At 39.1% G+C, this 25,739-nt stretch carries 32 protein-coding genes; 2 read left to right on the top strand and 30 right to left on the bottom strand.

The window, feature by feature from the left end; genetic code table 11:
* Window positions 1–11: 11 nt before the first annotated feature.
* The 21 genes from GN277_RS09415 to GN277_RS09315 form a co-directional block, all read right to left on the bottom strand.
* Window positions 12–260, bottom strand: coding sequence for a hypothetical protein (locus GN277_RS09415; RefSeq protein WP_159750836.1), 249 nt, complete (start codon window positions 258–260; stop codon window positions 12–14).
* 20 nt (window positions 261–280) lie between these two features.
* Window positions 281–949 (bottom strand): glycosyltransferase, encoded by a 669-nt coding sequence (locus tag GN277_RS09410; protein ID WP_159750835.1) that lies wholly within the window; start codon window positions 947–949, stop codon window positions 281–283.
* A 49-nt stretch (window positions 950–998) separates the two neighbouring features.
* Complete coding sequence (locus GN277_RS09405; protein ID WP_159750834.1) at window positions 999–1,769, bottom strand: SDR family NAD(P)-dependent oxidoreductase; 771 nt, start codon at window positions 1,767–1,769, stop codon at window positions 999–1,001.
* 26 nt (window positions 1,770–1,795) lie between these two features.
* On the bottom strand, window positions 1,796–2,557 hold the full coding sequence (locus GN277_RS09400; RefSeq protein ID WP_159750833.1) for an SDR family oxidoreductase: 762 nt from the start codon (window positions 2,555–2,557) through the stop codon (window positions 1,796–1,798).
* 13 nt (window positions 2,558–2,570) lie between these two features.
* Entirely contained in the window at window positions 2,571–4,604 is a 2,034-nt protein-coding gene (gene fabG / locus GN277_RS09395; RefSeq protein ID WP_159750832.1) for a 3-oxoacyl-ACP reductase FabG, read from the bottom strand.
* A 54-nt stretch (window positions 4,605–4,658) separates the two neighbouring features.
* The gene (locus tag GN277_RS09390) at window positions 4,659–5,777 is read right to left on the bottom strand and encodes an ATP-grasp domain-containing protein (protein ID WP_159750831.1); all 1,119 of its coding nucleotides are present in this window, start codon (window positions 5,775–5,777) and stop codon (window positions 4,659–4,661) included.
* Between the two features lie 184 nt (window positions 5,778–5,961).
* Window positions 5,962–6,732 carry an MBL fold metallo-hydrolase gene (locus GN277_RS09385; protein ID WP_159750830.1) on the bottom strand — a complete coding sequence of 257 codons (771 nt, stop codon included), beginning with the start codon at window positions 6,730–6,732 and terminating at the stop codon, window positions 5,962–5,964.
* Window positions 6,729–7,991, bottom strand: coding sequence for a glycosyltransferase family 2 protein (locus tag GN277_RS09380; protein WP_159750829.1), 1,263 nt, complete (start codon window positions 7,989–7,991; stop codon window positions 6,729–6,731). The genes GN277_RS09385 and GN277_RS09380 overlap by 4 nt, the downstream gene beginning before the upstream one ends.
* Window positions 7,992–7,993: 2 nt before the next feature.
* Window positions 7,994–8,662 carry a PIG-L deacetylase family protein gene (locus GN277_RS09375; RefSeq protein WP_204162725.1) on the bottom strand — a complete coding sequence of 223 codons (669 nt, stop codon included), beginning with the start codon at window positions 8,660–8,662 and terminating at the stop codon, window positions 7,994–7,996.
* A complete protein-coding gene (locus GN277_RS09370; RefSeq protein WP_159750828.1) occupies window positions 8,653–9,309 on the bottom strand; it encodes a sugar transferase in 657 nt (218 codons plus the stop codon). Before GN277_RS09370 ends, GN277_RS09375 begins: the two co-directional genes overlap by 10 nt.
* Before the next feature lie 11 nt (window positions 9,310–9,320).
* On the bottom strand, window positions 9,321–10,241 hold the full coding sequence (locus GN277_RS09365; protein ID WP_159750827.1) for an LbetaH domain-containing protein: 921 nt from the start codon (window positions 10,239–10,241) through the stop codon (window positions 9,321–9,323).
* Between the two features lie 99 nt (window positions 10,242–10,340).
* On the bottom strand, window positions 10,341–10,655 hold the full coding sequence (locus tag GN277_RS09360; RefSeq protein ID WP_159750826.1) for a VOC family protein: 315 nt from the start codon (window positions 10,653–10,655) through the stop codon (window positions 10,341–10,343).
* A complete protein-coding gene (locus tag GN277_RS09355) occupies window positions 10,642–10,881 on the bottom strand; it encodes an acyl carrier protein (protein ID WP_159750825.1) in 240 nt (79 codons plus the stop codon). The genes GN277_RS09360 and GN277_RS09355 overlap by 14 nt, the downstream gene beginning before the upstream one ends.
* Complete coding sequence (locus GN277_RS09350; protein WP_159750824.1) at window positions 10,878–12,677, bottom strand: HAD-IIIC family phosphatase; 1,800 nt, start codon at window positions 12,675–12,677, stop codon at window positions 10,878–10,880. Before GN277_RS09350 ends, GN277_RS09355 begins: the two co-directional genes overlap by 4 nt.
* A gap of 23 nt (window positions 12,678–12,700) precedes the next feature.
* On the bottom strand, window positions 12,701–14,002 hold the full coding sequence (locus tag GN277_RS09345; protein ID WP_244324649.1) for a DegT/DnrJ/EryC1/StrS family aminotransferase: 1,302 nt from the start codon (window positions 14,000–14,002) through the stop codon (window positions 12,701–12,703).
* Window positions 13,980–14,684: a transcription termination/antitermination NusG family protein gene (locus GN277_RS09340; protein WP_159750822.1), complete on the bottom strand. Its 705-nt coding sequence runs from the start codon at window positions 14,682–14,684 to the stop codon at window positions 13,980–13,982. Before GN277_RS09340 ends, GN277_RS09345 begins: the two co-directional genes overlap by 23 nt.
* Before the next feature lie 146 nt (window positions 14,685–14,830).
* Window positions 14,831–15,361 carry a transcription termination/antitermination NusG family protein gene (locus GN277_RS09335; RefSeq protein WP_159750821.1) on the bottom strand — a complete coding sequence of 177 codons (531 nt, stop codon included), beginning with the start codon at window positions 15,359–15,361 and terminating at the stop codon, window positions 14,831–14,833.
* Between the two features lie 30 nt (window positions 15,362–15,391).
* On the bottom strand, window positions 15,392–15,760 hold the full coding sequence (locus GN277_RS09330; RefSeq protein ID WP_159750820.1) for a hypothetical protein: 369 nt from the start codon (window positions 15,758–15,760) through the stop codon (window positions 15,392–15,394).
* A 367-nt stretch (window positions 15,761–16,127) separates the two neighbouring features.
* Window positions 16,128–16,367, bottom strand: coding sequence for a DUF3791 domain-containing protein (locus tag GN277_RS09325; RefSeq protein ID WP_159750819.1), 240 nt, complete (start codon window positions 16,365–16,367; stop codon window positions 16,128–16,130).
* Window positions 16,364–16,834: a DUF3990 domain-containing protein gene (locus GN277_RS09320; RefSeq protein ID WP_159750818.1), complete on the bottom strand. Its 471-nt coding sequence runs from the start codon at window positions 16,832–16,834 to the stop codon at window positions 16,364–16,366. The genes GN277_RS09325 and GN277_RS09320 overlap by 4 nt, the downstream gene beginning before the upstream one ends.
* Window positions 16,831–17,070, bottom strand: a complete 240-nt coding sequence (locus GN277_RS09315; RefSeq protein WP_159750817.1) for a DUF3791 domain-containing protein — start codon at window positions 17,068–17,070, stop codon at window positions 16,831–16,833. Before GN277_RS09315 ends, GN277_RS09320 begins: the two co-directional genes overlap by 4 nt.
* Window positions 17,071–17,310: 240 nt before the next feature.
* Here GN277_RS09315 and GN277_RS30070 point away from each other — a divergent pair, with 240 nt between their 5' ends.
* Together GN277_RS30070 and GN277_RS30065 are read left to right on the top strand one after the other, a co-directional pair.
* Window positions 17,311–17,523: a hypothetical protein gene (locus GN277_RS30070; protein ID WP_244324648.1), complete on the top strand. Its 213-nt coding sequence runs from the start codon at window positions 17,311–17,313 to the stop codon at window positions 17,521–17,523.
* Complete coding sequence (locus tag GN277_RS30065) at window positions 17,507–17,890, top strand: IS66 family transposase (protein WP_244324647.1); 384 nt, start codon at window positions 17,507–17,509, stop codon at window positions 17,888–17,890. The genes GN277_RS30070 and GN277_RS30065 overlap by 17 nt, the downstream gene beginning before the upstream one ends.
* Here the strand turns inward: GN277_RS30065 and GN277_RS09305 are convergent.
* The 9 genes from GN277_RS09305 to GN277_RS29390 form a co-directional block, all read right to left on the bottom strand.
* Complete coding sequence (locus GN277_RS09305) at window positions 17,839–18,984, bottom strand: Coenzyme F420 hydrogenase/dehydrogenase, beta subunit C-terminal domain (RefSeq protein WP_159750816.1); 1,146 nt, start codon at window positions 18,982–18,984, stop codon at window positions 17,839–17,841. The two genes, GN277_RS30065 and GN277_RS09305, sit on opposite strands and share 52 nt — an antisense overlap.
* 132 nt (window positions 18,985–19,116) lie before the next feature.
* Window positions 19,117–20,310 (bottom strand): lipopolysaccharide biosynthesis protein, encoded by a 1,194-nt coding sequence (locus tag GN277_RS09300; protein WP_159750815.1) that lies wholly within the window; start codon window positions 20,308–20,310, stop codon window positions 19,117–19,119.
* Window positions 20,311–20,330: 20 nt separating this feature from the next.
* Window positions 20,331–20,648 carry a hypothetical protein gene (locus GN277_RS09295; protein ID WP_159750814.1) on the bottom strand — a complete coding sequence of 106 codons (318 nt, stop codon included), beginning with the start codon at window positions 20,646–20,648 and terminating at the stop codon, window positions 20,331–20,333.
* Between the two features lie 30 nt (window positions 20,649–20,678).
* Window positions 20,679–21,800, bottom strand: coding sequence for a polysaccharide pyruvyl transferase family protein (locus GN277_RS09290; RefSeq protein WP_159750813.1), 1,122 nt, complete (start codon window positions 21,798–21,800; stop codon window positions 20,679–20,681).
* Window position 21,801: 1 nt separating this feature from the next.
* Window positions 21,802–22,191, bottom strand: a complete 390-nt coding sequence (locus tag GN277_RS09285; protein WP_159750812.1) for a hypothetical protein — start codon at window positions 22,189–22,191, stop codon at window positions 21,802–21,804.
* 205 nt (window positions 22,192–22,396) lie between these two features.
* Complete coding sequence (locus GN277_RS09280; protein ID WP_159750811.1) at window positions 22,397–22,855, bottom strand: glycosyltransferase family 2 protein; 459 nt, start codon at window positions 22,853–22,855, stop codon at window positions 22,397–22,399.
* A gap of 51 nt (window positions 22,856–22,906) precedes the next feature.
* Window positions 22,907–24,121 (bottom strand): hypothetical protein, encoded by a 1,215-nt coding sequence (locus tag GN277_RS09275; protein ID WP_159750810.1) that lies wholly within the window; start codon window positions 24,119–24,121, stop codon window positions 22,907–22,909.
* A 47-nt stretch (window positions 24,122–24,168) separates the two neighbouring features.
* A complete protein-coding gene (locus GN277_RS09270) occupies window positions 24,169–25,113 on the bottom strand; it encodes a glycosyltransferase family 2 protein (RefSeq protein WP_159750809.1) in 945 nt (314 codons plus the stop codon).
* Window positions 25,114–25,190: 77 nt separating this feature from the next.
* Window positions 25,191–25,685 (bottom strand): glycosyltransferase, encoded by a 495-nt coding sequence (locus tag GN277_RS29390; RefSeq protein WP_204162724.1) that lies wholly within the window; start codon window positions 25,683–25,685, stop codon window positions 25,191–25,193.
* Window positions 25,686–25,739 lie beyond the last annotated feature (54 nt).

The raw sequence follows: 25,739 nt of genomic DNA, 5'->3' as shown, positions 1-25,739 counted from the left end.
CCTCCCTCCTTCTAAAATACTCCTAATAAAATCCTTACAATCAAAATCTCCGGATTTACTTTTACACATTCTCTAATCATATTACTTCTTAAAAGAGCAACTTTGTTTTTCATACTCTTTTTATAATTTGCCATTATCAATAGTTTTCTTTTTTCATCATTATTAAGAAATTCCGGATAAAATTTAAGAAGGTTCTCTGCCGTAAGCCTCATTCCGTTTTTATGGAATCCTCTATTCTTAATTTGCCTAATTTTCTTCACATAAAATTTGTATTTATAATTTAATTTTTTTGAGATGTAAGGCTGTCAGTTGATGTAAACGCTGAATTATGATGTCTGTACTCCATATGAGAAACCGGATCATAGATAACTTTACCTACCGCCTGCGCTACTGCCACAACCCACTCATCATGGATTCTGCTGTCAAAAAACTGCATCTTGGGTCTTCTCTTTTTATCTTGTAAAAGTTCCCATAATATATGGTTCATGACCATAGTGCATCCTGCATAACCATTTGCCAGAATGCCTCCCATTAATCCATGATCCTCATAGTTTTCTGGAAGCCTAAGCGCAACAAATTTTCTATCTGAATCAACAATTTTCTGATTTCCACAATATAAGACAGGGTCTGTTATCTTTGCCTTCTCCTTTATATATTGAATCGCTGACCAGAGTTTATCCGCATCCCATATGTCATCCTGGTCTGAAAATGCATAGTAATCCGCAGGTTCAGCAGAATAGAGCAAGGACATAAAACTTTTACCTACCCCTGCTGCTTCCCCGAAAGTAATATTTACATTATCGTATTTTTCTGCATACGTTTTTAATATCTCTTTCGTTCTGTCATTCGAGCCATCATCTCTTATATGAAGATTTACCTCCACACCTGTTTGATTTAATATTGTCTCAATCTGCTCAGAAAGAAATTTTTCTCCATTATATGTACTCATTAATACGCAAACTTTCACTCTATTTTCCTCTCCATTGTCAGCTTCTTAATCATATATACTCCCCTGCCGTAAGCCTAAAAGTACTCCCCGTCATCATGGCGCTCTCATCCGACATCAGATATATAAGCCCCTCCATGTAATCGCTTCTCTCACACATACGCCCCATCGGAAGAATCCTCGAAGCCCTCCTTCTAAGCTCAGCCTCGCTTTCTCCCTGGCTTCGCCTTAACTCCACTTCTCCCTCCGTGGGCGTCCACCCAAGCGTCAGATAATTCCCTCTGATCTGCTCGCCGGCATACTGATGGGCGATGTGCTCCGTCAAAATCCTAAGCACTCCCTTGCTGCAGGCATATGCAGCCCTGTCCTTCTGCCCTCCCCACGCATGGGCTGAGCCTGTTAGGACAATCGAGCCTCCTCCATTCCTACGCATATACTTCACCGCCTGCTGGCAGCAAAAAAAGGCGGCTTTAAAGTTCACGTCCATAACCCAGTCGAACGTATCCTCATCACAGCTATCCAACGGGCTTACCGGCGTGACTCCCGCATAATTAAAGAAGCCGTCAATCCTCCCATACTTCTCATAAGCCTCATCAAATAAACTCTTACAATCCTCCACCTTCAAAAGATCACAGTGAACAAACATTCCCTCTGAGCCAAAAGTTTTTATATTCCTTACCGTCTCCTTTCCCGCCTTTTCGTCACGTCCTCCAATCACCACCTTCGCTCCCTCACGCCCTGCTACCTCCGCAAAGGCTCGGCCGACCCCTTTTGTGCCTCCTGAAATGACAATCACTTTATTGCTTAGTCTCTTTTCACTCATGAACTTCACCGCCTCATCCTATCCCTTTATCTTCCCAAAAATCCACCGTCAACCGGTATCGTAATTCCATTTACATAATCGCTTGCCGACGAGCATAAGAATACCGTCACTCCCTTAAGGTCCTCACCCGTCCCCCATCTTCCCTGGGGAATCCGGCCAAGAATCTCCTTCGACCGCTTCTGATCAGCAAGAAGCCCAGTATTCAGCTTCGTGGCCATGTAGCCTGGAGCAATACAGTTAATGTTAAGACCCTTTGCCGCCCAGTCGTTTGACAACGTTTTTATCAGTGTTCCAAGCCCTCCCTTTGCCGCTGTGTAGGCCGGAATCGTCACTCCGCCAATAATACTTTGAAGCGACGAAACAGTAACCAGTTTTCCATATCCCTTCGGTATCATAGTATTTGCCGCCATCTGCATGTACATCCAAGGCCCAGTCAGATTGACCGCCAGGACCTTGTCCCAATCCTCCATAGGGAACTCCTCACTGGGATGACGAATCTGGATTCCCGCAGCATTGACCATAATGTCCAGGTCATTGCCAAAAATATCCATTGCCTCTTCATAGGACTCCCTCACCTGCTTTCTGTCAGAGATGTCCCCATGGACCGGATGCGTCCTAAACCCTCTGGAATTCAAGCCCTCGCACACACTTTTAAGCTTTTCATCCACATCAATCACAACACACTGAGCGCCGGCCTCAACAAGCCCCTCCAACATTCCAAAGCCCAGGTCTCCCGCTCCTCCGACAACAATGGCCTTCTTTCCCTTCAAATCAAACATACGCTTCATCTGCCCATCTCCTTTACCCCATAAACATACCGCCGTTTACATCAAGGACTGCCCCTGTGGTAAACGACGACTTTTCACTTGCAAAATAGCAGATGGCATCAGCCACTTCCATTGGTCTTCCCATTCTCCCAACTGGAAATCGTGCAATCAGCTTCTGTTTTGCCTCGTCGTCATAGCCCTCCTCCACCATCTCTGTCACAATGGTTCCGGGAGAAACACAATTTACCGTAATCTTCTTAGACGCAAGCCTCCTTGCCGCCCCGTAAGTCAGCGCAATCACACCGCCCTTTGAGGCAGTATATGCAAGCCCGTTTTCATATCCTCCCATCCGTCCGGCATTGGAGGATATATTAATAATTCTGGGAAAAGCAGCCTTTTCCAGATAAGGGACTGCCTTCTGCATCATAAAGAACGTCCCCTTAAGATTGATATCCAACACTTCATTCCACTCATCTTCAGTCAGAGTATCAAGTCTGGAAGTATCAAGAATTCCCGCACTGTTAATCAACACGTCAATAGAGCCGAAATCCTGGTTAATCCTCTTAAGGGTTTCCTCCGCCTCCTGCACATTAGAGACATCACAGCAATAGCCCTTACAACAGTCCCCAAGCTTTAAGGCCGCTTCCTTAGCCCTGCTGGGATTCCTCCCGATTACAGCAACATGATAGCCCTCTCTAAGTAGAGCCCTTGCAGTTTCAAAACCAATCCCTCTCGTTCCTCCCGTAATCACAGCAGTCCGCTTCCCTGTCTCCTGCCCCTTTCCATATGCCGAAGGATCCAGCTTCAGCCATTCCAAAACCTGATCATTTCCATTCTCGTCAAACACCTTGATTTTTTGTTCACAGGCAAGAAGCGTTTCCCTAAGCTCAGACATACTCTCACAAACAAGGTAAAGCCTGGTCATAACCTGTTTTTCCGTTCCAATCCAGGAGGGCTCCACAGTCATGCCCTCATAAAGCCTCTGCACGTTGTCAACAACCCTTGGGTCATTCTCAATCTTCTCCAAACCGCTGATACTCTTAATCCTCCCCTGTCTTAGCAGAACCCACAGAGTAGCCGCATATTTCCCGCGAAGCGTAACGTCGTCCATCCTCTTAAGGTCTATCTCGCCTTCTGAACCAGTCAATGCAAACCGAATCAGCAGCTTTCTTTGGTCAAAGCCTTGGACAGCCTTCATCAGAAGATGAGGCGCTTCCCCTTGTAAACGAAATCCAGGGTCATAGACATAGAATTCGCCCTTCTCATAAAATGCAGAAATCAGCAGCACCCCGTTTCTGATACCAATCTCACGAAACATACGAACCATATTGTCGTGCATCCTCTTATAATAATCCTCAAGATGCTTAGAGGGATATATGCTTCCAAGATTAACCTTACTGAACCCTGGCTGTTTGTCTGTGGTATACCGGTCATAGATACAGGACACAGAGCACTCGCCATCCTTAAAGGTATAATAGATTCCTACATCCTCACACTCCATATACCTCTCGACAATAAACCGTTTTCTTTTGGAATGTTCCAATGCAAGAGAAACCGCGGCTCTCAATTCTTCCTCGTTATAAGCCACCGTCATACCGACGCCGCCACCGTTGTCCACCGGCTTTACCATAACAGGGTAGACAAGCTTGTCCAAATCCTCCCGTCTCATCTCCCCGTCCAGATAATATTCCGGTATCCCATGAACCCCATAGCGCTCACAGGTGGATTTGAACACATCTTTATACGAAAATACCTCCACAATCTCCTGTGTGGCATAGCAGGGCAGGTCAAGGGCCTTACATACCTTGCAGTAAGCCGGAACAAGGATATCCGCAACGCCAACCAGCACACCGTCTACTTTTTCTTCTTTTGCAAGAGCCACAAGCCCTGCAACGTCCATACCGTCCACATCATAAGATTTCCAGGCCGCTTTCTTGGCGGGGTCTGTATGGCGGGCGGAGGACACAATGGTTTTGATACCCATTTCGTTGGCAATCTCCACCAAAGGCATGGTTTCAGGATTACCTCCAAGAATTAACAGCTTCTTTCCTTCAAATTCTCTCTCCATAGACTCTCCTTTCACATTCAGCCTAAAAGAACTGATGCAAAGGAGACTTACGCACTAGGTAACAGAGCTAAGCTTTAGCGCCTGATCAACATCAAATCCTTTCAGAACCATGTTGTTGCCGTCCTCGTCATAGACTCGGACTTTGTTCATATAATGCTTCAGCCTCTTGGAAAGTTCTGTCTTACTGTCACATACCAGATACATGCGCGTCAAAACCTGCTTCTCCTGTCCTACCCATTCCTTAAGAACAGTGTCGCCCTCGTACAGCCTCTGAATGTTCGCCACCACCTTCGGGTCAGAAGACGCCTCCTCCAGCCCTTCAATTCTCGCAATTTTTCCGGCTTTCAGGAGAAACCAAAGCGTGGCTGCATGTTTGCCCCGCAAGAACACATCGTCCTCCTTCTTAATGTCAATCTCCCCTTCAGAGCCGGTGAGCGCAAATCGAATCAGCATCTTACGCTGGTCAAATCCGTGGATTGCCTTCATCAGAAGATGGGGCGCTTCCCCCTGGAGGCGAAACCCTGTATCGTATACATAGAATTCGCCGTTTTCATAGAACCCCGATAACATCAGCACGCCGTTGGTGATTCCAATATCCTGGAACATCCGAACCGCATTACTGTGCATTCGGCTGAAGTATTCTTCAATATGTTTGGAGGGATATGTCCCTCCCAGGCAGACCCTGCTTACCCCTTTTTGTTCATCCGTAGTATACCGGTCATAGATGCAGGAAGCAGAGCAATACCCATCTTTAAATGTGTAATACATTCCCATATCATCACATTGCATATATTTCTCAACAATGAATCTTTTTTTGTCAGAAGCCGCCAGAGCAGTTTCTACTCCCCTGCAAAGCTCCGACTCATTATACGCAACCGTCATGCCTACACCGCCGCCGTTATCCACCGGCTTTACCATGACAGGGTAGACAATCTGATCAAGGTCCTCACGTTTCATCTCGGCATCCAGATAGAATTCTGGAATCCCATGGATACCGTAACGCTCACAGGTCGCCTTGAAGACATCTTTATATGAAAAGATATTTACAATGTCCTGTGTCGCATAACAGGGCAGATTCAAAGCATCGCAGACTTTGCAATAGGATGGCACAAGAATATCCGCAACGCCGACTAACACGCCGTCAACCTGTTCTTTTTTTGCCAGGGCAATCAAGCCAGGGACGTCCAGCCCGTCTACGTCATAGGATTTACAGGCCGCTTTCTTGGCCGGATCCGTATGGCGCGCAGATGTTACGATTGTAAATACCCCCCCCCATTCGCCAACTCAACCAATGGCGTGGTTTCAGGGTTTCCTCCAAGAATTAATAGCTTTTTTCCTTCAAATTCCTTCATCATTTTCATAACCTCTTAAGTGTATATTGCTCTCCTTGCTGCATAATGTGTATTGGCAGCTTTTTCTTCGTCATAATGTCGTAAAATCTGCCTACATCTCCATGATGGGATGCAAACATTCCATAGTGGCATGGAATGGTAATACCAGGCTTTAAAGCTTCGGCTAGCTGACTTAGTTCTTCTTCATCCATATTTCCATATCTTCCATTGACAGGCCCTATCAGGACATCCAGGGGCTTAGGTATCTCCCCTGCCCTGTCAAGCCTTAAGCAGGTGTCTCCCGCCTCATAGATTCTCTTTCCATCTACCGTAACGAGCACGCCTACCGCATCTGGGGCTCCCTCGCCATGGTCGCAAGGGACGAAATCAATGGAAAAATCTCCTACCCTGGCCCCATCGCCTGGGGTTACATAGGTAATCTGTTCCCTGTAATACTCCATCTGCGTCTGCTTAATCAGCTTCTTGCAGTCTACAGAGCAAAAAAGTTTTGTCTTATGCCTCATTAATTGGGGAACCGTGTCCAGATCGAAATGGTCAAGGTGGGGATGGGTACAGACGACTGCATCAAAATCTAAATCTGATGGACTTAAAAGCTTAGGAAGGAGGCGTTTAAACCCTGTATGCCCCTCCGCGCGCTCCACACAATTTGAGAGATACAGGTCTATGGCAAGAAGCTGGCCTTTTGAACTTTTTATAATGAAGCCTGCCTGACCAACAGAAAATAGATGTGTATTTCCTTTTTCTGCTGTCAAAATTTTTACTGCAAAATCCTTCATGCAATATCCCCTCCCATTCTCTTTTTTTCCGTCTTTAGAGCCTCTACATCCAGGAAGCGTCTGATAAGCCCTTCTTTTTCTTTTGGAACGGACACCGTCAAAAGTTTATCCCCACTTACGCCTAAGTCCAGAAGCCGTTTTACAGCTTCATGAGTAACGCTGGGATCAACGGCGGCAATCAGCACATAGTCAAAAGTAATCGTTGTTATGCTCTCTATCGGGTCAACCTCCAGGCAGCACCGTCTGTATTCCCAGTAATCATCGTCTAACCAGCCAGCTATATTACAACAGCCTTTTTCCTTCAGCCGATGGATTAACTGCTGGCCAAAGGTTCCTGCACTGTAGACTACGACGGATTTTCCAATATATTTCTCATCAAACGCCAGATATGTACATCTTGTATTTGAACAGTCCAACTGTCCTCCAGAACGTATCATGCAAATAGATAAAATAAAGTCCTCTATTTGAGACGATATACGATATGAGCTTTCTGTTTCAGCCCAAGTCTCCATATATTCGTACAAATATTTAAGTTTTAAAATTTCATTACTTAGCAAATTATTCTTCTTTAACATAGAACTATTATGCTGCCTGTAATGATATGCCGTATTATCCGTGATACAGATTCTATTACACTTTAATAAAGCTGGATATGTAACTGCCGCATCTTCACCGATTGAAATTCTGTTATCTACATTCATTTGTACCAAATAAAGAAGCTCTCTTTTAAACAGCTTGTTCCATACATATGTATAAATCCCAGGTCGGTAAAAAGAACCCTCTGAAATCATAGAATCATAGATGTGTTTCAAATTCTCATCATGATAAACCCCTGATGAACAGATATTTAAAAATTGTTCTGATTTATCAAACAGCTCCCTTGTATATCCCGCGCAAACCATATCCGCCTCTGATGCTTTTATAGCGCAATACATGCTTTCATAGAATTCTTTTTCTATCCAATCATCCCCATCTACATAACCTATGTATTGACCCGACGCTATCTGAATCCCTGCTTTTCGTGCAGAAACTAATCCGCCATTATCTTTATGTATCACTTTAATCCTGCTATCTTTCTTTGCATATAAATCACAAATCTCAGGACATAAATCTTTTGAGCCGTCTTCCACAAGGATTATCTCCAAATTTGTATATGTCTGGTTTAAAATACTCTCAATACAAACGCCCAGATATTGTTCAATCATATAGATTGGAACGATAACACTGATGAGTTCTTCTGGTTTTTTTGGTATATTCATTTCTAAAAAACCTGCCTGATCGACATAAATGCTTCTGCATATTTCCGACATATTGTACTTCCTCTGTGCTTTGCCAACGCCTCTATCGCTTCTAATGAACGTGGATGCGGATATTCACACAACTGGCTTTTATGGTATCTCATTGCATCTATTTTTGTATCTATTTCATTCGTAATATCCACATAAACCGTAGGAATAAATACATTGTCTACTGACGGTGTATTCCATTCTGTTTCAGATAATGTTTCGTAAGCATAGATTGCTTTTAAGTTGGGAGACGAAACTGGTCTTAATGCGACCATTATTGCGTCAACTACCATTCTATGATCAATATGCATATCACCCTTATGTGGAATAAAAACAATCTCAGGACTAAGCTCTGTCATTATATTCAAAAAATTCCTGTTAATCTCCGCCGTTCTCATTTCTTTCAATCCAACTACCGGAAGATTCATAAAAATGGTATCTCTGATTCCCATCAATTTATGTGAAGCAACTGCTTCTTTTTTTTGTAACTGTACAATTTCATTATCCAAATCACCCGCCGTAACTTCACAAACAATAACCTCATGGCCCTGTTTGGACAGTTTTGCCATTGTTCCTCCCACACCTAATATTTCATCATCATTATGAGGCGCTACAACTACAATCTTCATCTCTTTTATTCCCACAAATTCCTTCCGTTAAATTCTTCCCTTGTATCATCCACTCTGTCACTCCTTGGCACTAAAACCTCTTTTATAATTGCAAATATCATTTTAATATCTACAAAAAAGCTTACATTTTCCACATACCAAATATCATTTTCAAATTGGGTTCCCCAGGTATATTTACTATATTTCCGTTCATTCTTTGTTTTTTTTATCCAAGGACAAGTTAGTCCGGGACGGATTAATAATCTTCCTCTGTGTCTCTTGCTATATAGCTCTGTATAGTGTGGAAGCAATGGACGCGGACCTATAATAGACATATCTCCTTTGAAAATACAAAACAATTCCGGAAGTTCGTCAATAGACGTCTTGCGAAGCAGTTTACCAAACTTCGTTAATCTTAGATTTCCTGCAAGTAGTTCTCCATTCTCATCAACTTCATTAGTCATTGAACGAAATTTATAAATATTAAAAATAATACCATTTTGTCCTGTACGTTTCTGACAGTATAAAACTGGTTTACCATGAAATATAATTTCTAAAATAGCAATAATAAGAAAAAATGGACTCAGCAATACTAATGCAAATCCACTTAATATTACGTCTAAACACCTTTTTACAATCACGGAATAAAACGTCTTTTTAAGCTTTGGTAATCGTTCTTCCATCAAATTACTCCTCAATCGATATTTATGGCTGGAACACCAAATACTTTATGTCCTTCTCTCACTTTCTTTAACACTACGCTGCCAATACCAACATAACTGTTTTCACCAATATTTACCCCATTATTCAATACAGCGCCAGGTGCAATCCATGAATGTTCTCCTACGGTTGTACTTCCTGCAATCATAACTCCGCAAGTAATCTGAGCGCCTTGCTTAATAAGATCGTTATGGCTGATACATACCAAATCCGCAGTTTTTACATCATCTTCAATGACTGTATCTGCCAGACATCCTCGAATAATTGTATTATTCGCGCCTATTTTTACATGGTTTCCAATCCTTACGCCGCCATAATGAGGAGCGCAGATCTCTCTTTCGTCCAATCCCTTAAAATAACTGAAGCCCTGGGCTCCAATGGTGGTTCCCGACTCTATGATGGTATGATCTCCGATGGAAATAGTCCCTCCCTCAATGGTTACATTATGCATGATTGTCACATTATCGCCTATGCTCACATCGCTTGCAATGTATGTGTGATGTCCGATATAGACATTTTTTCCAATCTGCTTCGTATCTACGACAGCGGTTCTCTCGATCTTTCTTTCCCTGTTCTCTGGATTTAAAAATCCAAAAAACCTCTCTGTCATGAGAAAAAAAGCCCTCTGGGCATTTTCCGCATAAATCACAGGAAATTCTGCTCCCGCTAACTCTTCACCGTATTCAGCAACTAATATTAAGCTTTCTTTTCTATGAACCTCATTCATTTTCTCAATTGGAATCTTATGCAAATGCCGCGCCCATGTGACGCTTCCGGACTTTAATGCATTTAGTGGGCAGAAGGAATGAACCGAAACATCTTCTTCACCTGTTATCCGATATTTAATCCCAATACTCTCATAAAATGATACAATCTCCTTAACTGTTACTTCCATTTTCTTTCTCCTCAACAAGTTCAATCATTCCCAGGGACTTCTTTACAAGAAAGCATACTTTTCTGTTACGAATTGCAGGCGCGCACATTGGTTCCTGTATCACAATATACCCCCCCTCAAAGTAAATGAAGCGATTGCATCTTCCAGATTAGCAACTCCATAACAGATGTGGTAGGGTGCATTTTTATAGGTCTTTAACAGCGGGTATATGGATGAATTCCGGTTAGGCTTGACAAGTTCAATCCGATAAGCTCCATTGCGCAGAAACAAGATATCCAAATCTCTCAGTTCATCCCTGATTGCTTCCTGTTCCACTACGTATCCAAGACTCAAAAAATCCATTTTTGTTTTTTCTATATCTTTACACAGATATCCCACATGATGAATATACATATCCTTCTCACTTCCTGCCAAGAATCAACTCCACAATATCTCCCACACTTTGGATTTTCCGCAATTCGCCCATACTAAAATTGATTGAAAACTCTGCCGCAATCGTTGACATAAGATTCACCATGGATAGGCTGCTAAAGTCCTCCAAATCATCCAATATCATTTCCTCGTCTATTTTCAGACTTTCATCATCAAACTCATCCTGAAATATTTCTATAAGCTCTTTCATGATCTCATCTCTCGTCATGGCTGTATCTCCTTAATCACTGTATTTCTTTTTATGTAAACTTCCGGAATCTCATATTCCCAGACTGTGTCTCCATCTTCCTTTTGAATCGTCTTAAAAAATCCCAGTTCTCCATAAAATTCCCTGACCATTTCATTCTTCTTCGTTGGATGGTAATATCCCACCATCTTATGGATTCCTTGCTCTTTACATCTCTCCACCATATAATCCATCATGGCAAATTCCATATTCCGTTTTAAAACACGGCAGCTCATCAACCACAGACATATGTGACATTCATCACCTTTTATCTCTCCGATTATCACGGATACAACTCCATTATCACCGAAACGGTCCATAAGCTTCCCATAAGCAGTCATAAAATTCTCGTCTGCGCTGATGCTTTCAATCTCGCTCTGGGTATATCTTTTTGCCGTAAGATTGAACTGATTGCTTTTGTTTGTAAGTTGTGTGACTCGTGGAATATAGATAGATGTGAATGGGGCTATTTCTGCGGACATATTAAGGAAACAAAGATACTCATTATAATCCTTGAAGGAAGCTTCTGCCTTGGTTCTCTCTGCATTTTTCCTATACATCTCGTTTCTATATGTATCATCTTCTGACAATGTGGTTACTTCAAAAAAACCAGACCTGTCAATGATTCTGATGTATTCCTGAACATGACCTATTTCCGGCGCGCTTACTCCTTCTATCTGATGTTCTATGATTGCGCGCTCCGCCGGATTATCATCCACAAATACAAGACTCTCAGGCAATAAATTTAGCTCTTTTGCAATTTTTAGGAAATTCTCACTTTTTGGATTCCAATTCGCCTGAATACTGATAAAATCGGATTCTTTTAACAAGGAATTTGGATGCTTAATCCCCAGAAGGGCATTTGCTCTCTCATTTTTTGAATCAATATTTAACAAAATTCCTAAATCCTTGTATTGCTTTAAATATCTCTGAAACTCCCAGTATGCCTCTCCCTCTGGTTCTTCCGGTCCAAGTTTGATTTCTTCAATACCGTCGTCTCCAATGACGCCGCCCCACAGAGTATGGTCAAGGTCCAGAACAAATCCCTTTTTGTTCTTTCCAAAGATAGACTTAATCATATTCGAGACATTAAATGCCAGAGTTGGAATCGCGTCCAAACTGAGGGCATACTTATACATGTACCAATACAATGGATCATGCCATTTTTTCAAACCAAAATCCGCAGAAATATAATTAATATCGCAAATAAAAAAGTCTTTATGATTTTGCGCATACTGGTAAAACTGCTCGTTCACTCTGGACAAAAAATTGACGGCGCCGTGAATATCCCATACTTCTCTGTTTCCGAGCAAACGATAGCAAGGCATCTCAAAATTATTTTGAATAATCGGACAGTGGTATTCTTTAGTAAGACTCTCCCACATATCTGTAAACTTCCTAACCGTATTGTGGATAAGGGTTTCCACCTGCTCATTTGTCATAGAAATATCTGGATACTGATCAATATTACGATTTGTCGTATATATATAGACAATATCGGGATGAAATTCTTTTAAAGCAGGGTTATCAAATACAGCCTCCGTATAATACCCATTGTATTCAGACTCATAGAATTCTGGCCTAATTCCTTGAGCTAACAGGAAAAGTTCAATAATGGCTATGATATCATGTGTGGTAGAGCCTCCTAAAACCGCAACCTTCTTATTCTCAAATTGGTGCCATTCCTTAAGAAGCTCTCGTTTTATTTTTTTCTTTTTAGAAAGAATAAATTGGGGTTGGAATGGATATTCTAAAGTCTTTTTTATGTTTTCTTCCATACTTAACCTCCTAAGCTGTTCATTTATGCAAAACATCTGTGAATAATCTCTATCACAAAATCCTGCTTGGCGTCAGTCATCTTCACATCACTTGGCAGGCATAATCCTCTTGCAAATATGTCTGCACCAACATTTGCTTCATTGCCTTTTTGCCTTTTGCCGCCTTTTGCTGTCACAAACCCATGATTCCTGTATATATTCTGAAGATGCATCGGTTTCCAAATCGGCCTTCCCTCTATATGAAAAGCTTCCAGGGCTTCCAATATCTCTGTCGGACAGCTTTTTCCTGAAGACGTTATGTATGTTGCCGAGCAATCTGATCTTTCTGTTTCGCACATGGCTTCTTTATGAATCAGCAGACAGCTTAACCAATGGTTGGATATCCCTTCTCCCTCTGGATTTACACAAACCGGTAAATCAGAAAGTCCTTTTTTATATCTCTGATAGATTTCTGTTTTTCTCTCTATATGCTCGCCCATAAACTCCCACTGTCCGCGGACTACCCCTGCAACAACGTTGCTAATCCTGTAGTTATATCCCAACTCCTCATGCTGATACCACGGTGCAGGCTCCCGCGACTGTGTACTCCATTTACGCGCTTTATTTGCACTGTATTCGTCATCCACCAGCAGCATACCGCCCGAACTTCCTGTAATAATTTTATTCCCATTAAAACTGATAATCCCATAGTCTCCAAAACTTCCCGTCTGCTGTCCTTTGTATAATGTACCCAGACTCTCTGCCGCATCTTCAATGAGAATGGCGTCATTTTTCTTACATATCTCTCTGATTTCATCTATTTTCGCTGCAATTCCATAAAGATGCACCAGTATCACCAGTTTCACATCTGGATAGAGCCTGAAAGCTTTCTCTAATGCCTCTGGATCCATGTTCCAGGTATCATACTCTGAGTCTATAAACACTGGCTCGCCGCCCTCATAAACTACAGGGTTTACGGTTGCGTCAAAAGTAAGATCTGAACAGAATACACGTTTTCCAAACAATGATCCTCCCGTCCCTAATCCGTTTGGAGTGCTGATTCCTGTAGACGCGTTGTATAACCTTTCTGCTGCCAGCTTTACCGCAAGATGGATGGCGGCTGTTCCGCAAGTAAGAGCCACAGCATGTTTCACTCCCATAAAGCTGCTTGCTAGCTTCTCTATACAATCTATGTTCTCTCCCAAAGTCGTCATCCAGTTTGTCTTATAAGCCTCTGTCATGAATTCCAGCTCTTTTCCATGCATCGTAGGAGATGCGAGCCAGACTTTTTCTTTCAAAGGCTTCAAATCTTTAAAACGTAAATCATTGATGTAATCCTGTACCATAATTCTCATCCTCTGCAATCTCTATCCCCAAATGAAGCAATATGCGATTCCCCATAAACTCTGCCTCCACAACCGCTATCCTTTTATGAAGATTTATCTTCTTAATCTGCCCCTCCAAATTTTTAAGGGGTCCCGATATGATTTTGATTCTTTGGTTCTCTCCCACAGCCACTTTCGACAGTCCCACAAACAACGCATCTGGTTCTTTCCCTTGCCTGAATGAACGAATTCCATCTGCACCCTGGGAACATCTTTGGCTTTTCCCATATCCCCTTGACTGTATACTCTGCAATTTCTTTAAAAAATGCACATCCTTTTCTGACAGCGGCGTAAAATATTCCTCACAGCTTCCCAACAGTTTTGTCAACGCAGGGATCTGCTTCAATTCATCATACAATAACTGGGGTTGTTCTGAGATTAAGAATACATACCCTGGAAACAGCTTCTCTTTAACCTCCTGCCATCTCCCCTCATATTTCTTCTTCATCCTTCGCATGGGAACAAAACAGTTCTCAAGAATCCCCTGAGATAGAATCCTCTCCATCAACAGGACTGTATGTCCTTCCCTTCCCGAAGCCACCTGCATTACATACCACATATATCCTCCTGACCATTGCTGTCTCAGCACCTGCATTTTTACATGGCTTCGCCATCCATACCAGGGAATGGTGGTATATCCCATGTCCTCCCATTCCTACATTTTTACATGGCTTCGCCATCCATACCTGTATGTACATATACCCACAGCCACAGTCATAATTCTTCTATTTCCACCATTCCTACTCCAAGTGCCAATGCTTCAAGAAGTATTCCTGGTTTCCAATCCACCTACTTAGGATCTCCCTCCATCCGTATTCCAAAGAGCACGTCCTCCTGACGGTTAAAGAGTCTAACCCTGGCTGTCACATACCGATGCCTGAGCCTCTGTCTGGTAATCTGGTTTAGGTAGGGCTTTAACACTCCTGCCGCGCTTTTTACCTGCCCCTCATCGTCCACCTGTACCGTAGACAACTTCATATCATGCCCCAAATTCTCGCCGCAGACATTTTTAAGGAATTTTAAATCCTTTTGTTCTACTGGTACAATGTCAATCCCCTGGCCGCCCACCAACTGGGGAAACTGCCTGGATTTCTCCAATTCCTTCCTAAGCTCCTTTGGCGATGTTGTATGCACAAAAATGTACCCTGGAAACATTTCCTTCTTACTCAAGAGATACCTCCCTTTTGTGCGAAATAGCTGCTGCTTCCGAAGTATCCTTAAGGAAGCCCATAGCTTACGGCTGATTTTATCTTCTATCAATGCAGCCGCCTCTGCTTCTTTCCCCGGAATTGTCCGCATTACATACCAGTTCGTATTCATGCAATCCTCTCCCTATTCTTGGCCAACGCTCTATATCTTCTCTGTAATCTCTAATCCCGCCGTGATATAGCCGAGCTTCTGCTCTGTAGGCATCTTAAGCTTTGCAAGCCTTTTATGCCTGTCAATTCTGCAAATCTTATGCTCCATTCCCTTCAAAGGTCCTGCTGTTACTTGGGGAAAACCGCCCTTGACGATCCCCTTTGACATCATAAGATGGCGGCTGTCTCCGTATAAATCCCTTAAAAACTTCTCCTCAGCCTGTTCGATACAGAGTAATGCTTCCATTCCGCCCTCTTTCAATTCCTTCAAAAGAAGCGTTCTATTCTCACTTTCCACAAACACATAGGAGGGGAATAAGAGTCTCTTTTCCGTATGCCACGTCCCTTCATAGCGGCGCATCCGGTCATATGTCAGCAGGAAAATGTCTTTTGCTGCTTCAGTAGTTAAATATTTTCTATATGAAACAACCGCTTCCGCCTCATTCTGACCGCGGCAGTCTATTAAGTACCAGATACCAATCCCTCCAACTTCGCAGAGTATCTTCCTCTGCGAAAATTTGCTGTTGATTTCATGGGTAAATTAACTGATTTTATTTGAAATAATATATGATTTTTAAAGAATAAAGGAAATAATATAGATATTTTTCTGAGAAACCCGCACCAAATTATTACAAAAATATTTTAGGTATTGACTTCTGCGGGTTGGGTGATTACAATAAATATGTTCTTTAGAGATAATTTTCGCAGAGGAAGATACTCTGCGAAAATTAGGTAATAGAAAAAGATTTTTCTTCTGGAAAGGTATCGCGGTATTCCATATCTAATTCTTCGGCCAAATATAGATCGCTCATACAATGCATATCTGATACTCCTTCACGAATAAGGCAATAAACCTCTGAGTGATAAAAAAAATCCAATGCGGCATCCAATGTGATACAAGCTTTTTTGGCAAATTCTTCAATCACGCGGGCATACTTTTTTTGTAATAAAACAGGATTTGCGTTCATATCCGTTCACTCCCTTCAAAATGTAGCTTTGATAATGCTTCCTTTGTCCGAAAGCAAATCTGCATGTTCGGCTTTTCATAACGCAATCGTTTAATTGCTTCCGTCTTATCAATCAGCCCATCAAAATAAAGCTCTACCGTATTGAACACCTGATCATTGGCTACACCGCCTTCTACGATGTCATAACTCGATACGTCTTTTCCGCTCCGACAGGTTAAAATAAATTCCAACCAATCTTCGGAATAGGCGTCGAATTTCAGTATATTCATATCATTACAAGCATATTCATCAAAGCTATAACAAGAGATTATCCCATCTCTGCCGCGGTGCCTGAACTTACTGCACCATTTGAAAGCCTGCTCATGAATAGGTGTTGTGTAAAATCCTCGTCCAAAATCTACATTCAGACGGGAATATCTAAAATCTGGTTCCGGTATCTCGATATAGGAACCATGATACAAAATCATAATTCTACTCCCCTTTCCTCCATAAGTTCCAGAATTTCATCTACGATATAATCTTTGCTTTGCGTGTGAAGACTCTCATATTCCGGAACAATATAGCCGCTTAATATATCACTTTTCTTTGATAAAGCATCGTAGACACATTTTGCATCTATATTCAGCCGTAAGGAAATATTTTCAATACAAAAAAGCACGAACTCCAACTCTCTGGAATTTGAGATTCCTCCGCCATGCGTCATTTACTACACCTCCATTTCTGCTAAAATCATCTATGCCGTTTTATAATTCTCCCATTAGTCACAACATAAAAATAAATTCATATACAGATAATGAATCAGAATTTGATTACTATTATAATTAAAAATTAAAAAAGTGTAAAGACTTTATTTATTAGCTGTCCACACCAAAGCATGAAATGGAAACCCATATCTCTTTTATGGAAGTGGACGGGAAGATTGTGTTCTTTAACGTAGCATTTCATGTCGGAAGAAGAACTGGAGGAACTGTTCGGGAAAGGCTGCTTTAAACAGTTCCCGGATAAAGTATACCACAGATATGGATTTACCCCGGCGAAAGCTGAGGTGGAGGAACACCATGTAAATGTGTACACCGGGAAGAAGACGGAGGAGATCGTCAGGGCCCCACACCCGAAATGCCTTTTAAGGAGGGAGCTTTGTGTCCCCGTCCATTGAGGCTGCAGTGATAAATGCAAAATATATCAATGTCGTCCCGTTTTACCGGCAGGAGCAGGAGTTTGGGCGGTACGTTCTGCATATTTCAAGGCAGAACATGGCAAACTGGACGATCCAGTGCACGGACAGGTATCTTGCGATCCTCAATGGTTATCTGCATGAAAAAATGTACAGCTACCATATGCTGCAGGCAGATGAGACGCGTGTGCTAGTGAACAAAGACGGCCGCCCTGCCGGGGCAAAAAGCTTCATGTGGGAATTATATACCGGTATAATTATACTGATTGTCAACATGGTGATATCCATCTCCTTAACTCAACTTTTGGTTTCAAAAGTAATCCTATACATTACCTCCCCCCATTTGTAAATTCCAAGCTTATATAGTATTGTTTTTATAATCTGTTTAATATAGTGTTTGGGAAAACATTTTCTTACTGCCTCAGAAACATTATTATTTTTTAGATATGATTGCATAAAAACATCATATTTTTTTGTTTTGACAGATGAATGTTGTAACTGATGATTTGCTTCTACTGCTTTTATTCTGTCTACATTCGCTAGGGATAAGTCTGCAATATCAATTAAATTCTTTCCTTTTAAGGTTTGACAAAGAACAAGTGAAATTCCTCTCTTTTTCTCCTCATCATTCAATTCAGACCCCCATGAATCACCCAAAGTAATATCAGACACCCTATTCCATGACGCATACGCGCAATTATAGCAATTCTCTGTATAGCAAACAGAATTTAGAAAAGCAAGGCTATAAGCATCCATATTAAAAGGGTAAGTAAAACGGGATTTATTTTGAATTAATCCTAAATTACTATTCTTTCTAAATGATATATTTTTAATGTCCCTAATATCAATGCGATGCTCAGCATAATAATCTGTAAGAATGTTGGGACTAGGGGTACCATGGCATATTAAATCGATTGTAAGCAAATTATCAGCATTATGTTCTCCAATATAGTTTAATAATGCAGATACTTGACATGGCAAGCCCAAAAACAGTACTTTCCTTTCCTTTATAATCTCTCGTATCTTCTTATAAATACCTATTGGATTGCTCTTAACATATTTAGACCCTCGAATAGCATCTAGTTCAATGAGATTATCAAACGTCTGAAATTTAAACTCCCCATTGGCAAACACACACGCAGCCACAATACCGCCTTCTTTAATAAATGCACTTGCCAAAGCATATCCCAAGCCGCCTGACGAACTCTTTGATCTATCTAGTTTGTTCGTCCATCCTTGCTTCCAAAAGATCGGCTCTCTCTTTTTTGCAGGATGCAATTCTTGACATACATTTTCGCATGCTTTACAATTAATGCACTTTTCAGCATCAATCACAGCATTGTAGAACTCAATACTATCCACTATTTTAATTGCAGACTTCGGACATATATCTATACATGCCATACATCCAGCACATTTATTTTGTTCACATACACTTCTCATAAAAACTCCTTAACCGCACCACAGTATAGATATATTTATACTTTGAGAGCTGTATCCGTAACACTCCTCTGGAAAGAAAATGCCTTTAATACATCTCCTCCTGGCAACAGAATTTCTCTAATGACATTACAATTATTTTGAAGATCTATTGCGAGCCAAGATTTTCATTGTTGAGAATAATTCCGATAATATTTCTGATCTTCGATAAATAATATACATTGCCAGATTGTAACCGGTGGTGCATATCACAAGATTTAAAACCAGTTTTCCAATTCCATCTCCTTCAATAGCATAACATATTAAATATGGAAATATCGCAGAAATGCTTATAGCACATAACATGTTTATCATCAGCCTAAAATAGTCTCGAAAACGTCCGGGGAAAATAAGAATAAAAACGTTTTTAATAATCCATGGAACACTCACAAAAAAAACACTGATAATAGTTGATAACACAACACCCATAAGATTAAAATAATTTACAAATATCAAATTGAGTCCCAAATTTGTAATACCAGAAGCTAATGGTCTAAATCTATCCTTATGCCAAATACCTGCTGCATCTTTATAAACGCTTAACAACTGTACAATAATGTTTCCGGTTAAATAGATACAAAACAGGATTACAAAATAGAATGGAAGTAAAAGCTCGTCGCCAACCCATACCTTCATAAAAATCTGCATTATACATAGTATGCCTGCACAGCAATAACCTAATAACCAAAACGTTATAAAACTTAGTTTTTTTAAGTCATGATAATTCTTCTCGTTGCTATCAACTATCATACTATTACCGGATCCAGCAACAACCGAATTAAAAAGAATGATTATCATTCCTTGAAGGGCGCTAACTATATAATAGTAGTTTTGATATACCGCTAAAACTTTAAGTCCAAGAAATGCTGAAATGACAATAGTGTCAGCTGAACTTACAATCGTCCATCCTAGTTTTGAAGTGAAAAGATCTCGTATCCTACCATTTATGGTTTTTCGTTCTTCCTTTGGGATAGAACCCGTTGGATTAAGATCTGGATAATACTTCTTGGAAAATAAAAGTATCAATATATTATTAAATACCTGCCCAAGTATTCCAACAATAAAAAATATATAAAAATCATGGAAAACAGCTAGAGCAACTAATTGTCCACAATATTTTACAGTATCTGATATAAGCGTTGTCTTAGTAATAATATCAATTCTTTGAAATGCTTGGAATAAACAATTTCGATAAGCAAAAAGCCAATATGTAAGAATTGTTGCGAGTAGATTAAGGTAATATAATATATAAATGTTAATGCTAGGAGGAACATCCTGTTCAATTAACATCGGAATAATTGGAGATAATATTACTCCCCAAGCAATATTACTAATCCAATAATCCTGTAATATGTTCTATATAACTTCATCAACGAACATATTTTAGAGCTATCATTTCTTGCAATAGGAGCATACATCGAAAACACCATCGCTGAACCAACTCCTAGTTCAGCAAGATTTAATACCTGTAGTATTGAAGAAAACAGACTATTTAACCCTAAGTATTCAACACCCAAGAGATATATAATGGCTGTTCGAATCACAAATGGGAACACTATAGAATAAAATCTATAGAAAATGCCATAAGCAAAATTACGTGATGCATTTTTCGTGCGTTCAATTCTCATTATCTACAAATAATCCTCCATTGATATAAACTAACTAAATAAGGTTTTTTCCAAATAGCGTTCCCCATTCTCCCTCATAAGATGAATCTTTCTCAAAATCGTTTTATATGAGATTTTTTTCGTTAGACATTCTGAAGAATAATCACTCCCATAGTGATCCATGAGTCCTAACTCAGACAACAAATTTTTAACTCTTGACTCCGATTCGTTTCTACCAAAGCTGATAAATCTTTTTTCAAACAAAATAGAAAACACTGTTGCGTGAAATGAATCTGTTAAAATAGCGTTAGAATTATTAATGAACTTCAAGAATTCTCTTGGCCCAATTCCTAACAGATACTTATTCTTATTATGTACAAATTCTCTTATTTTTCTATTGCTGACATAATATATAGGCATATGTGTTTTATTCTGTATATTTATCGCCTCTTTGATTAAATTCTGTGACGTCCCAATATCTCCAAGAATATAAACAAAAATATAATCATTTCTCAGTGCACTTGTTTCTTGTTTGTGCAGATCAAATAAGTCGATATAAAACTTTCCAGGTAATAGTAAAGTGGGGTCACACACATTTATTACATCCTGTCTTATGCCAATACGTTCTTTTAGAATATTAACACTAATGTCTTCTCTTACGGAAACATAGTCTAACCTATTTACTAGTCTTTTTATTTGGTCATAGTATTTTTCTCCTGGGTCTATTGGCATACTAGGTGCATACGCTATCTTCCTTTTATTATCGTCAGCAAAATCCAAAAAAAATGCAGGTACAATTGCTTTTAAACAATTCGGATTCCAAATTTGATCACTTCCGCAAATAAAAGCATCAAATTCCTTGTTTAATTCTGACAAATCATCATTATCATAATATGATTTATTAGTTTTCTTCAGTTTACTATTCGAGAAATCAAGAAAAACCTTTTTCCTTTTTCTTTTCCTATCAAAATACAGAATATCTTTTGCTAAGGATTTAACGAAATATCCAGGAGCTATATAAAAGAGATTATACTGTTTATAATCATTCGTGTAAGTATAATCTATAATATATGCATCATGTCCTTTACTATTAAGATAACTTTGTAATGCAAAAGCTTGCAATATTGAACCGAAATTCTCTGAAGCATGAAGCGTAATAATTCCAATTTTCATGTTAATTTTTCCTTTTTATTATCCTCTTAATTTTAAAAAGAAGTACAATGCTAACGTATTTATTCAGTATATAAAGCTTGAGTATAATCCATTTCCTACTATCATCATGTCTTTTGCTACTAAGACCGATTCTAGTTACTTCTTTCAATCCTGAAGAACTATAATACTTTAAATTCTCCATTGCTTTTTTGATAGGGAGATACTGTTCTTGGCTAATAATTTTATAGGCATTTTGAAAGCATATATTTGAATAGCATTGCTCTTTAACTACATTGCTCAGCTCATCCGCTTTTTTAATAATTTCTTTTACATATTGTAAATAGTACTTATCATTAACAAACAAATCTGTTATATATTCTCTGTGAAGAGCAGAACTGTAATTCAAATCCACTGTATAATGATATAAAGGTCTTTCGATGTATATAACATTTTTTGCATTAATACTGTTAATGTATTCCAATATAAAAACTTGATCCTCATGAATTCGAAGATTTGACTTAAACTCTATTGAGTTTTCTTCTATTACTTTTTTGCAGAAAAGACATCTCCATACTGATCCCCATATGTTATCAGAATATATAGTCCCATCTTTTTCTCTAAGATTTTGTTCTAGAAAAAAAGGGGGCAATATTGCTGAAGCTTTTTAATTCTGGTTCAATTACTGGAAAACAGCTGCCTGTCGAATCAATAAAGTACTGACATAAACATAGTCCCGGATTCGAAAGCTTTGAAAGCTTTGAAAACAGTATTTGAAGATAATCCTTCTCAATATAATCATCTGCATCTACAAAAGCAATATATTCACCGGCTGCAGCTTGTACACCAATATTACGTGATGCACTGACACCTGAGTTATCTTTACGTATATATGTAAATCTGCTATCTTCATTAATATACTTATGGCATATTCCCTGGGAATCGTCCGTGGAACCATCATCTATTAGAATGCATTCAAAATTAGTAAATGTCTGCTGTGTTATGCTTAACAAACATCTTTCGAGATGTCTCTGGGCATTATATATTGGAATAACGACACTTATTACACCCATTTTCATATTATAACTTTAATCCCTCGCTGACTATAATTGTTTAAAGAGCTATATTGTTCATATAGATTTCCATCTCACTGAAAAATGCCTTCTCTTTGTAGAGTAAGAAGCCACTCCAATTCCATAATAACCTGCTGTTTCATCCTTTTGAAGTAGATGAACTAAAAACAATATAGAATAGAACACCAACTGATATGAAACCTCTACAATAGATGCTATTATGAAAGTATATAGTGCCATGTACATTCCCCAATATGCTGTCTTAAAGTTGTTCCTTGTTAAATAAAATGTGCTTATCAGTAAAACAATTACGGTAACGCCCCCATACTCAGCTATCATATGAAGCAAACCATTTTGAAGATTCGTTCCTAAACCAATATTGCTTCTCATTAACTCGCTTGCATATCCGTAACCCCAAAACAAATTGCCATTTTGGATTACAAAAGCAGCCCTATTATAGTATCGAAGTCTGTCCGTTAAAGTCATGTCTTTATGTAGAATGTTAATTATAATATCTTTAACCAGTTCGTTCTGTAAAACTGCTTGTAAAGAAAGAAGGAGTAATAATGCTCCTATCATGCATAGTACGACCACATGTGGTTTTGTAAGTATTCTCTTTATTTGATCTCCTGCGAATGAAAGCACGAAAAAAGCAGCATATGTCACAACCCCTGTTACACAGCCTGTATATGCAATTGATAATCCCACAATTAAGTATATAAATAGATATTTTATTTTATAATAAAGACTCTGCTTAATTCTATCCTCATACAAACAAAACGTTACTCCTGAATAAAAGATCAATAAATATGTGGTAGTATATTTTGATCCAAAAAAGTATAATCCGTTTTGATCTCTCACTACCCAGAATATGGATATAACAGATATTATTGCATAAAGTGAAAGTAATCTATGTAAATAAACCAGCAACGCATGCGCACCTTTTTGCTTCACCACTTTTGAAAACATGATATATAAGCAATATATACACATTGCTCTTAATGTTCCATTAAGAAAATTGCTATAGTTTAATAATCCGTCCTTGTAATTAATAAAACTCGATAGAAAAACACACAGCGACAAGGGCAGAGCCACATTCCAATACTCTCTAATATTTGTTGTCAATAAAATGTAAATCAATGTCAAACCTAAAAATGCAATTCTGAAAACAACCTGCACATTGGGTTGAAGAATCTCAGGTCTAAACATAGCTATGAACATAGCATAGAGCATTATAGTGGTTAAACTAATATTTATCTTTAAACTTTTCATTCTTATTCCCTATCTCATATTCCTCATTAACTTCTTTGTTCTTCTACTTATTTTATACAACTTTGGCGTTGTACATAATAGAAGTCCAATAATCTTCTGACTTTTGCTAATCTTTTTATCAAATAATAGGCAAGGGATTTTTGCACGAAATATAGGTCTGTATTTAAAAAAAGATTACTATATTCTTTCTTCCCCATGCTTTGTTTGTTTAGTATTTGAATTAGCTGTGTTTCATAAAGTAATACTATATACTTGCGATAATCCGGATATGATTCCTGAATATAAGATGCAATATCTTCACATATTTCAAAACAGTGCAAATGCTTCTTTTCGAGTCTCCTATTTAAAATACTTCCCTGTCTTTGTATATATCGGTAATTCTCCCCTCCATCTCCAAACGAAACTTTTGTACATTGACTTAAATATCTGTAAGTTGTTGCAAAATCTTCAAAATACCCTTTAGGGAATTGATTGTTTAATGCTATCTCTTTTCTTATCAGTTTTGAATATGCAGTGTACCTCTCTATTCCTTTAATATATATGTTAAAAAAAGCATCCTTCGATGAATTTACAAAGCATTCTCTGCATGTTGAAATAGATAACTCGGTTCCATTTTCAGCTTCCAATGTAATTCCACAAGAAACCAGATCAACAGTTCCATTATACGATAGATTCCACATATATAGTATGTAATCTTCTCTAACATAATCATCAGAATCAACAAATACAATCCAATCACCTTTAGCCTTATTTACGCCATAGTTCCTCGCATATCCCAGACCTTCATTTTTCTTGTGATAAGTTATTACACACTCATTTTCCACTGAAAGTCTATCACAAATGATGGATGAACTATCTGTCGATCCGTCATCAACCAAGACTACTTCTATATTACTATATGTTTGTTTTAGTAAACTATCGACGCATTTATTAATGTAGTTTTCAACATTGTACACTGGAACCACAATGCTTATTAATGGGCAGCTACTCACTATATCACCTCTTATATCAGCAATAATTCACTAATCTCAAATAATCTATAATTAACATTTATTATTTTAAATTATTCTTATAAGTTAATAACCTCTACTGTTTCTTGAACTACCTTCCTTCTATCAAAAAAATCTTCCATATGCTTTCGCCCAGCTTTTCCCATTTTAATCCTATCACCTTGGTTAAGCTCAAGCATTCTTAGCATTGCTTTATATAAACTATCAAAATTCTTTGGCATACAAGTAAAACCAGTAATTCCTTCAATGACAGCCTCTTTACATCCTGGAATATTACTGGTGATTATTGGTCGTCCAGAACTTGCACATTCAAGGTTTGTGTTTGCCATTCCCTCATGGTATGAAGGCAGAACAAAGCAATCACTTTTTCTTATGAAAGGAATAACATCTTCTTGGTAACCGTGATACTTTAACCAACCTAATTTTTCATACTTATGAAGTATTTCTTCATAGCCTTCTTCACACGGCCCCACTATGTTCAAGAAACAACTCCTACCTTCTGCATTCAACTGTTTCATCGCCGCAAACAATTCGTCAACACCCTTCTCTTTCATCACACGCCCAACAAATAAAAAATTAGGGACGTCATTATTTGGATATTGCTGATA

The sequence above is a fragment of the Sporofaciens musculi genome, from assembly GCF_009830285.1.
GTDB lineage: Bacteria > Bacillota > Clostridia > Lachnospirales > Lachnospiraceae > Sporofaciens > Sporofaciens musculi.
Note: the sequence above shows the minus strand (reverse complement) of the source record. Positions and strands in the feature narration are given on the sequence as shown.